The 10,791-nt window shown below is 39.1% G+C and carries 3 protein-coding genes and 1 pseudogene; 3 read left to right on the plus strand and 1 reads right to left on the minus strand.

Annotated elements, in window-relative coordinates:
* The 3 genes from TZ96_RS05690 to TZ96_RS05700 form a co-directional block, all read left to right on the plus strand.
* The coding region (locus TZ96_RS05690) for an LPXTG cell wall anchor domain-containing protein (RefSeq protein ID WP_045763265.1) at window positions 1-1,551 on the plus strand (1,551 nt) is incomplete at its 5' end.
* A gap of 458 nt (window positions 1,552-2,009) precedes the next feature.
* The gene (locus TZ96_RS11060) at window positions 2,010-8,117 is read left to right on the plus strand and encodes a Rib/alpha-like domain-containing protein (RefSeq protein ID WP_142322027.1); all 6,108 of its coding nucleotides are present in this window, start codon (window positions 2,010-2,012) and stop codon (window positions 8,115-8,117) included.
* 763 nt (window positions 8,118-8,880) lie between these two features.
* Window positions 8,881-9,249, plus strand: a complete 369-nt coding sequence (locus TZ96_RS05700; protein WP_045763266.1) for a hypothetical protein — start codon at window positions 8,881-8,883, stop codon at window positions 9,247-9,249.
* Window positions 9,250-9,410: 161 nt separating this feature from the next.
* Here TZ96_RS05700 and TZ96_RS10465 read toward each other — a convergent pair.
* Window positions 9,411-10,701, minus strand: a pseudogene (locus TZ96_RS10465) (IS4 family transposase).
* Between the last annotated feature and the right edge of the window lie 90 nt (window positions 10,702-10,791).

A 10,791-nucleotide genomic window follows, 5' to 3' on the forward strand; every position in this document is an offset into this window, starting at 1 on the left:
ACAGTAAGTAAGGTAGAAGTTGGCAACGATGGTACAACAACTGTAACTTACCCAGATGGCACAACAGCCGTTATCCCAGCCGATAAGACAGTTAAGAAATCATCTGATAAATCTGTTAAGGATCCATCAGTAACTCCAGTAACAGATCCAAGCAACTTGACTGATGCGGAAAAAGGTAAAGTAGCAGAAGAAGTTAAGAAATCAAACCCAACAGTAACTGACGTTAAGGTTGACAAAGATGGCACAACAACTGTAACTTACCCAGATGGCACAACAGCTGTAATTCCAGCAGATAAGACAGTTAAGAAATCAGATGACAAATCTGTTAAGGATCCAACAGTAACCCCAGTAACAGATCCAAGCAACTTGACTGATGCGGAGAAAGCTAAGGTAGCAGAAGAAGTTAAGAAATCAAACCCTACAGTAAGTAAGGTAGAAGTTGGCAACGACGGTACAACAACTGTAACTTACCCAGATGGTACAACAGCCGTTATCCCAGCAGATAAGACAGTTAAGAAATCAGCTGATAAAGTAGTTACAAATCCATCAGTAACCCCAGTTACAGATCCAAGCAACTTGACTGATGCGGAAAAAGCCAAGGTAGCCGACGAAGTTAAGAAATCAAACCCTACAGTAAGTAAGGTAGAAGTTGGCAACGACGGTACAACAACTGTAACTTACCCAGATGGTACAACAGCCGTTATCCCAGCAGATAAGACAGTTAAGAAATCAGCTGATAAAGTAGTTACAAATCCATCAGTAACTCCAGTAACAGATCCAAGCAACTTGACTGATGCCGAAAAAGCTAAAGTAGCGGACGAAGTTAAGAAAGCTAACCCAACTGCAAAAGATATCAAGGTTAACAAAGACGGATCAGTAGTTGTAACCTTTGAAGATGGTACCACAGCTGTTATCCCAGCAGATAAGACTGTTAAGAAATCATCAGACAAAGCTAAGGAATCAGATGGAGTTAAGAATCCATCGGTAACTCCAGTTACAGATCCAAGCAACTTGACAGATGCCGAAAAAGCTAAAGTAGCGGACGAAGTTAAGAAAGCTAACCCAACTGCAAAAGATATCAAGGTTAACAAAGACGGATCAGTAGTTGTAACCTTTGAAGATGGTACCACAGCGGTTATTCCATCAGATAAGACAGTTAAGAAATCATCAGACAAAGCTAAGGAATCAGATGGAGTTAAGAATCCATCAGTAACTCCGGTTACAGATCCAAGCAACTTGACTGACGCTGAAAAAGCTAAAGTAGCAGAAGAAGTTAAGAAAGCTAACCCAACTGCGAAAGATATCGTTGTCAACAATGATGGCTCAGTAGTTGTTACTTTTGCGGATGGATCAGTAGCAGTCATTCCAGCTGAAAAAGCTGTTACAGCTGCTAACCAAGAGTCACCTGCTCAAGGATCAGCTAAGAAAGCAGGAGCGAAAGAATTGCCAAACACTGGTACTAAACAATCTAGCGCTTCACTTGGACTAGCACTTCTTGCAGCAGTGACAGGAGGACTTCTCATCGCTAAAAAACGCGAGGAAGAAGAGTAAGAAATTACTCAAATAAGGTAAATTTAAGAATATGAATTCTGTAATTTGCTAGAAAAGGCTAAGAGAAAAGACTAGCCTCGTCATAAAACCACACAGAGATTCAAGACTTGAGAACAATCAAGGTTAAAGAATCGCTGTGTGGTTTTTAAGGTTCCAGAGGTTGGATTTCTTTCCTATTTAGTAAGAATCATTATTAGAAAATGAGGATCTCTGTTTTTAGAGATTCTCGTTTTTCTATTTAGGAGTTAAGCCCCTAGAATTAGATGATGTTAACATATAAGAAAATATGAATATGATTTAAACGATAAAGTGTAAAAAACAAGGATAAAAGTAAAAAATAGAAAATTTTGCAAATGATTTTACATTATAAAGCTCTTTACATTCTTTAACCAATGTTTTATAATAAAAATGTATGTAGCATATAAAATGCTAAAAAATACAAAAAAGGAGATACAAACATGTATTTTAATCGTAAAAATGCAGAACAAAAGAACTGGCGTATGATCAAAAAAGGGAAACATTTCCTATTTGGTTGTTCGCTTGTTTTTGCGGTTGGAGCAGCACTAGTCGCTCCATCAGTTCAAGCTGATCAAACTGATCCAGTAGATTCAAGTGCTAAGGATACAACTGTAAAACCTGAGACTCAGAATCAAGGTGAAACTTACGGAGCACCTGCTGTGGAAGCTCCAATAGCTACAGAAGCTAATACGAAACCAGTACTTGCGACTGCTCCAGAAGCTAATGCTAAGGAGAAAGCTACAGAGCCTTCTGCTGCACCAGTAGTAGCAACTACAAAAGAATCAGATTCTGTTCAAGCACCAAGCTTGACAACAGTAGCGGATGCATCAGCATTAACTGCTGAAGAAATTTCAAATGTTACTGAAGCGATTAAAGGTTCAAATCCGACTGCAGTTTCTGTTCAAGTTAGCAATGATGGATCTGCGATTGTAACATTTGCAGACGGATCAAGCGCAACATTGTCAGCTTCTCAAACAGTTAAAGTCAAGGCAGAAGCTACTTCGGAAGCTCCTACACGTTCACGTCGTGCCCTTTCTCCAGTAAATGGAACTACACGCTCTTTTGACTCTGAACTTCAGAATGAAGCTCAAAAGAAAGCAATCTACAGTCCGGGTGTGAAGGGTGAAAAGCAAACTTATCAAGGAACAGTTTGGCTTTACCGTAATGGAACAGTCAATAACGATAACCAAGAAGATGCAAAACGCCTTGGTGGTGTAAATGTCTACCTTCAGTATGTAACTGGTAAAGGTTTTGTGTCACCAGTTTATAAGACAACAAGTGAACAAGATGGAACTTTTGTATTTGACTTGTCTAAATCGGTAGCAAACCGTCTAGGAGCCACAGGTGAGTTTCAACTTGCAGGAGACCCTAAGCTTGCTATTCGTACTTGGGTAGAAAATCCAGATCCAACAAAATACACTGTCATCAAATCAGGTGACCAACGTACAGGTTTCCACGGACGTCTTAGCCGTTTAAATGAAACTTGGGATTTCACGGCTGGTATCAACCGTATTGTTGGTGGTCAAGTAGTTCTTCAAGAAAAACCAAATTCTGAAGACTATCTCTTGAAACCAGAAGCAGACCGTCAGACAGGTGACCAAGCAGACGGCCAATTTTCACGTAAAGGCGATTATGGTACAATCCGTGGTAGAGTGTGGTACGAACTTCGTGACCCAAGTGGTTCTGACGCACGTATGTATAAAAAAGACAGCTACGATATCAATGCTACAAACGTTAAAGTAGCGGCTTCATACGTAAATGATGAAGTGACTCGTCTTTTTGACAAATGGAAAAAAGAACACAAAAACTACAAACTTGATGATTTCAAAGCTGCTCAAGCTGAAATTATCAAAGAATATGAAGCTAAGAATGGTAAAGGTTCACATATCGCTGAAACTGTTGTAGTACCAGTTGATAAAGACGGTTACTATCGTATTCCATTCCGTGGTCTTTATGGTGTGAGCGCTGATAAGGCTAACAGTGGACTTTCTAAGAAAATTTCAGATGCAGAGTTTGGAACACTTGTTAAAGATGAAGATTTAGACAATGAACATCTTATGAAGTGGAATGGAACTATTGGACAAAAATACCGTCACATTAATACGGATTATGTTTATGCCACTGTTCTTGTCAATGACTATGCTATTTGGAGCAATAACTACCAATCAAATATGTTTGAAGGTACGTCAGATGCCGTTCTTCCAGTAGGACCTTCATCACTTGCGGCAGCAAATATTTCAAATACAAACTTTGCCCTAATCGCACCACAACCAATGCACGACATCTTGGTATATGACAATTCTGATCATTTTGCAAAACCAGGAAATACTGCTGAAAGTACTACTGGTGGACTTATGCCATCACGCGAATACCAAATCCGTTGGTTCAAAGATGGTAAAGCAATCGGTGAAGCAACAACTGTAATGTCAACAGCAGAAGGAACTGCTAAGTCAGTACCACTCACTGTGCCAAATGATCTTACAGAACCAGCAATCTATACATCAGCTGTATTCCTCCAAGGCGAAGACACAAGTGACCTTCATTCAGCATTGGCACTTGATTCATTCACTGCTGTTCTTGATGAAGAAACAGACAAATACACTCCAAAATATGCTGACACACTTGTAACACCAGGAACCCCTGCTACAGCAACGCCAACTTTCACAGATAAAGGTGGGAAAGATACACCAGCTCCAGAAGGTGCTAAATATAGTATTCCATCTGACTTTGTAGCTCCAGAAGGCTACACTGTATCAATCGACGAAAATACAGGAAAAATCACTGTTGAAGCTAAGCCAGGAACAACAGTTGAAGAAGTTGAAGTACCTGTCAAAGTAACATACAAAGACAACTCAACTGATACAGCCAAGGCTACCTTTAAGTTGGATACTGATGGTGATAAGATCCCAGATGTAACGGATGAAGATGATGATAATGATGGTGTCAAAGATTCAGACGAAACAACAGATGGTACAAACACTAAAGATCCAAACTCAATCGCTTCAAAAATTACTCCAATTGATGATCAAACAGGTGTAGTAGGAAAAGAAATCACACCAGTTACTGTCACAGTAGAGAAAGTTCCTACAGATGGTTCTATCAAGGTTGAAGGACTTCCGGATGGTGTTTCTTACGACCCAGTAACAAAACAAATTACAGGCACACCAACAACTGAAGGTGAATCAGAAGTAACGATCACAGTTCTTGGTAAAAATGGTCAACCAGTAAAAGGTGCTGATGGACAACCTGTAACTGAAACATTTAAATTTACAGTTACAAAACCAGCAACAGACGCTGACAAGAACACTCCAACAGCTAAGGAACAAACAGTAAACAAGGGTGAAACTCCAGACGCTAAGAATTCAATTGGTAACACAGGAGATCTCCCAAGTGGTACAACCTATGCCTTCAAAGATCCAGTAGATACAACTACAACAGGCGATAAGGGAGCAACCGTTGTTGTAACTTACCCAGATGGATCTAAGGATGAAGTTCCAGTAACTGTTAAGGTAGTAGAAAACCCAACACAAGCAGATCAAAACACCCCAACAGCTAAAGATCAAACAGTTAAGAAGGGTGAAACACCAGACGCTAAGAATTCAATTGGTAATACAGGAGATCTCCCAAGTGGTACAACCTATGCCTTCAAAGATCCAGTAGATACAACTACAACAGGCGATAAGGGAGCAACCGTTGTTGTAACTTACCCAGATGGTTCTAAGGATGAAGTTCCAGTTAAAGTAACTGTTAAAGATCCAAGTACAGATGCGGACAAGAACACTCCAACCGCTAAAGATCAAACAGTGAACAAGGGTGAAACACCAGACGCTAAAGGTTCAATCGGCAACGTAGGTGATCTTCCATCAGGAACTAAGTTTGAGTACAAGACACCAGTAGATACAACAACTGTAGGTGAAAAAGACGCAACAGTTGTCGTAACATACCCAGATGGATCTAAGGATGAGGTGCCAGTTAAAGTAACTGTAGTTGATCCAAGCACAGATGCGGACAAGAACACACCAACCGCTAAAGATCAAACAGTGAACAAGGGTGACACACCAGACGCTAAAGGATCAATTGGTAATGTATCAGACCTACCAAGCGGCACAACATTTGAGTACAAGACACCAGTGGATACAACAACACCAGGTGAGAAAGACGCTACTGTAGTGGTTACTTACCCAGACGGTTCTAAAGACGAAGTACCAGTTAAGGTAACTGTTAAAGATCCACGTACAGACGCAGATAAGAATACCCCAGTAGCGAAAGATCAAACTGTTAAAGTTGGTGACACACCAGATGCCAAGAACTCAATTGGTAATGTTTCAGATCTTCCAAGCGGCACTACATATGAGTACAAGACACCGGTAGATACAACCACAGAAGGTGAGAAAGACGCTACTGTAGTGGTTACATACCCAGACGGTTCTAAGGATGAAGTCCCAGTTAAGGTTACTGTAGCCGCAAATCCAACTCAAGCTGATGTAAATACTCCTGTAGCTAAAGATCAAACTGTTAATATTGGCGACACACCAGATGCCAAGAACTCAATTGGTAATGTCTCAGACCTTCCAAGTGGTACTACATATGAGTACAAGACACCGGTAGATACAACCACAGAAGGTGAGAAAGACGCTACTGTAGTGGTTACTTACCCAGACGGTTCTAAAGACGAAGTACCAGTTAAGGTAACTGTTAAAGATCCACGTACAGACGCAGATAAGAATACCCCAGTAGCGAAAGATCAAACTGTTAAAGTTGGTGACACACCAGATGCCAAGAACTCAATTGGTAATGTTTCAGATCTTCCAAGTGGTACTACATATGAGTACAAGACACCGGTAGATACAACCACAGAAGGTGAGAAAGACGCTACTGTAGTGGTTACTTACCCAGACGGTTCTAAGGATGAAGTCCCAGTTAAGGTTACTGTAGCCGCAAATCCAACTCAAGCTGATGTAAATACTCCTGTAGCTAAAGATCAAACTGTTAATATTGGCGACACACCAGATGCCAAGAACTCAATTGGTAATGTTTCAGATCTTCCAAGTGGTACTACATATGAGTACAAGACACCGGTAGATACAACCACAGAAGGTGAGAAAGACGCGACAGTAGTCATAACATACCCAGATGGATCTAAGGATGAAGTTCCAGTAACAGTTAAAGTAGTAGATCCAAAAACAGATGCGGATAAGAACACGCCAGCACCTAAGGACCAAACAGTCAATGTAGGTGAAACTCCAGATCCTAAGAAATCAATTGGTAACGTAGGTGATCTTCCAAGTGGCACTACAGTTGAATACAAGACTCCAGTTGATACAACAACCCCAGGTGATAAGAGTACAACCGTCGTTGTGACTTACCCAGATGGATCTAAGGATGAAGTTCCAGTAACAGTTAAAGTAGTAGATCCACGTACAGATGCGGACAAGAACACCCCAGTAGCGAAAGGTCAAACAGTTAAACCAGGTGACAAACCAAACGCTAAAGATTCAATCGGCAACGTAGGTGATCTTCCATCAGGAACTAAGTTTGAGTACAAGACACCAGTAGACACAACAACACCAGGTGAAAAAGATGCAATTGTTGTCGTAACATACCCAGATGGCTCTAAGGATGAAGTACCAGTTAAAGTAACTGTTAAAGATCCACGTACAGATGCGGATAAGAACACCCCAGTAGCGAAAGGTCAAACCGTTAAACCAGGTGATAAACCAAACGCTAAAGATTCAATCGGCAACGTAGGTGATCTTCCAGAAGGAACTAAATTCGAGTACAAGACACCAGTAGATACAACAACACCAGGTGAAAAAGACGCAACAGTAGTCGTAACTTACCCAGATGGCTCTAAGGATGAAGTACCAGTTAAAGTAACTGTTAAAGATCCACGTACAGATGCGGATAAGAACACCCCAGTAGCGAAAGGTCAAACCGTTAAACCAGGTGATAAACCAAACGCTAAAGATTCAATCGGCAACGTAGGTGATCTTCCATCAGGAACTAAGTTTGAGTACAAGACACCAGTAGACACAACAACACCAGGTGAAAAAGATGCAATTGTTGTCGTAACATACCCAGATGGTTCTAAGGATGAAGTTCCAGTAACTGTTAAGGTAGTAACTCCAAACACACCAGCGCCTGTAACTCCAATTACAGATGCGGACAAGAACACTCCAACCGCTAAAGATCAAACAGTTAAACCAGGTGACAAACCAAACGCTAAAGATTCAATCGGCAACGTAGGTGATCTTCCATCAGGAACTAAGTTTGAGTACAAGACACCAGTAGACACAACAACACCAGGTGAAAAAGATGCAATTGTTGTCGTAACATATCCAGATGGATCTAAGGATGAAGTTCCAGTTAAAGTAACTGTTGCAGCTAATGCAGCTCCAGCTTCTGATAACACTCCAGCTAAGAAAGCGGGTGCTAAAGAATTACCAAACACTGGTACAAAACAATCTAGCGCTTCACTTGCTCTAGCACTTCTTGCAGCAGCGACAGGAGGACTCCTCATCGCTAAAAAACGCGAGGAAGAAGAGTAAATAAAAAGCTCAAATAAAGCAAAATTGAGAATGATTATTCTTTGATATTGCTAGAAGAACCGTAAGAATTTCTTCTTACGGTTTTTTGATTTTAAGGTTCGTTTAACTATTTGGAGTCAGATAAATTAAATTTTTTCCTGATAACGATATTTCGGAAAAATTGCTGTATGTAAAATAGTCAACAATTTATTAATACTAGTTGTATAGTTCTATCAGAAACGATCAAGAGCACTAAATTAAATCTGAGTAAGGCATAGAACAAGAAAACGGATATTTAACTCAGATAGCCTTACATAAGGGTTTAAACTGCCAAAATAGAAAATATAAACAGTTAGAAAATCTAGAAGATAATCGAGATTGAGAATGAAACTGACTTGTAACTAAAGTTAACCTCAAAAATAATAGAATAATCAAAAAATAAATGATGAGTATAACCTAAACTAATAAATGGGTGATGCTAAAGATTAGCAACAAATCTAATGATAAATACTTCTCTACTAATTAGAGGTAAGTTAGATATAGTTTCTGATTTGAGTGAGAATATTTCACGAGGTTATGAAAAAATAAGTGGAATACTTGAATGACTGAACATAATGTAAAATAACAAGTAAAAATAGAACTATAAAACTTGAAATATCACTGGTTTACCTCGTATAGAGATCCAGTAAAGGAATCATCAATTCCATACCAGGCTGGTAAAAACTTTAAATAAAAACTAAAATATGGTAAAATAACGATTAAATAAAATTTTGAGGAGACATTTATGAAGACAAAAACACTTGCACAAGTTGATGGAATTATTGGGATCATTGCAGGAGCTGTTTTAGCAATTTTACCAGTCGTTATCGTTATGATTGCAGCTATTTCTGAAAATGAAGATTTTGCGGGAATTGTTTTGGGAATTGTTTTCCTTGTTTTTACTTTAGTAAAAATCGCAACTCTAATCCTAGGAATTCTCACTCTTGTCTACTATAAGGATGACAAGCGTATCTCACTTGCTCCGTCTATCTTATTTATCGTTGGATCGGTAGTATCATTGATTCCGTTCTTGGGATGGATTGGTGGAATTATCCTCATCATTGGTGGAGCGCTATACTTGTCAAGCTTAAAACATTTCCAAATCGAAGGATAATTCTAGACTAAAAGAGAAGAGACAGGAAGTCAATGTCATTAAGTTAGTAATCTAACTATTTGAATAGGAGATAGGATTGAGATCATCAAAGTGATTCTCTATCCTATCTTCTATTTTTTTTGCATAACAAATAAAGGTTTTTTCACCCTATTTTTTGAGATTTATGTTACTCTATAGATGAAATCAATTACCGATTGGGCCTTTATTTTTCTTAGATATTTTCGATTCGGTCGAATAATAGATAACTGTTTCTTGAGGTAGTTTTTCAACTGGAGAGAAGAAAGGGAACCGTTAAAAAACAAACGGCAGGCATAAGTCGCATCTGAGAAACACACTTTATATCTTTGTTTTTTGTGACTACTGTCGATGGCAACTTGCGAGGTTACCCAACGACAAAAGTTAAAATTTGTAAATCGGGCAAAGATTTCTTGGAGAATCCCTTCCTTCTTTTTGGCATGAAAATTGACCAAGCCAATACTGTATTTCAGGTCACGAAAACTAGTCTCTATGCCCCATCTGCTGGCGTAGAGATTTTTTAATTGTTGGACTGAATAGTCTGTATTTGTCACCAAAGTTTCGTATTTTCCTTCTTCCGCTTCTAAACGCACCAAACGAAAAGGAAGTTGGTATAGTTCAACAGGGTCATGTTTTTGACTTGTTTCTGGAAGAAAATCAAAAGTAGAATTGTGTGGAATAAAATGATAGTCATTGGGGAAATCACGATAAAGTTTTTTGAGCTGATTGGTTTGCTTTCGTGATAATTTTAGAGAAAAGTTTTGATCAAAACACTCTGTATTTGGCAAGTTGAAGGAGGAACGCATGGATTGTTTTCCATCTCGAATTCGGATGATATAAAGCCATCCTTTTTCTTGAAAATGAGCCATGAGATTGTAACTTTCATAGCCTCTATCCATGATAACAAGAGCTTTCTCGAAAGGGAGAAGCCTTCATCATCTGAATCAGAGCTAAGCGCTCATGTTGCGTATGTTTGTCTTGAATAGAAACATCTCTATACACTCCAGTCGTCAAGTCGTATAGGGCATTTATGTGTATGAGATTATAGGATTTAACATCCGTTTGGGTTTGGATAGAGGTTTCTGTATCCATGGGATTTCGAGGAATACAGATATCACTCCCATCTGCAGCGAATATCGGAAGATTGGTGTTAAGTGGAATAGGTGCTGTAAATTCTTTAAATAAGGTATAGAAAGCCTCAGGTTTTATCTGATAGCGTCTTTGAACAAAGGCTGAATTTGAAACTGTCAGTCTAGCATCTAGTAATTCTTTTGACAGTGATTTTCCTCCCATTCCCAGAATGGTACGAATCATGGTTTCTAGTGATAACCTTCTTTTACGAGTAAAGGCCTGTTCATCTTGTTTGACGAGCTCAACTTTTTGACCAAGGATACTCTGAATACTCTTATTCAAGTGGGCTTTTATCTGTTTTATCATAGGAAGTACCTCCTTAACTATCAGTTTAGCACATAAAAAAAGAAACCCAAATACAGAATTGTATTTGAATTTCTTAACTTAATGACATTG

Origin of the sequence: Streptococcus infantis (assembly GCF_000963255.1) — a bacterium.
In the GTDB taxonomy this organism is placed as follows: Bacteria; Bacillota; Bacilli; order Lactobacillales; family Streptococcaceae; genus Streptococcus; species Streptococcus nidrosiense.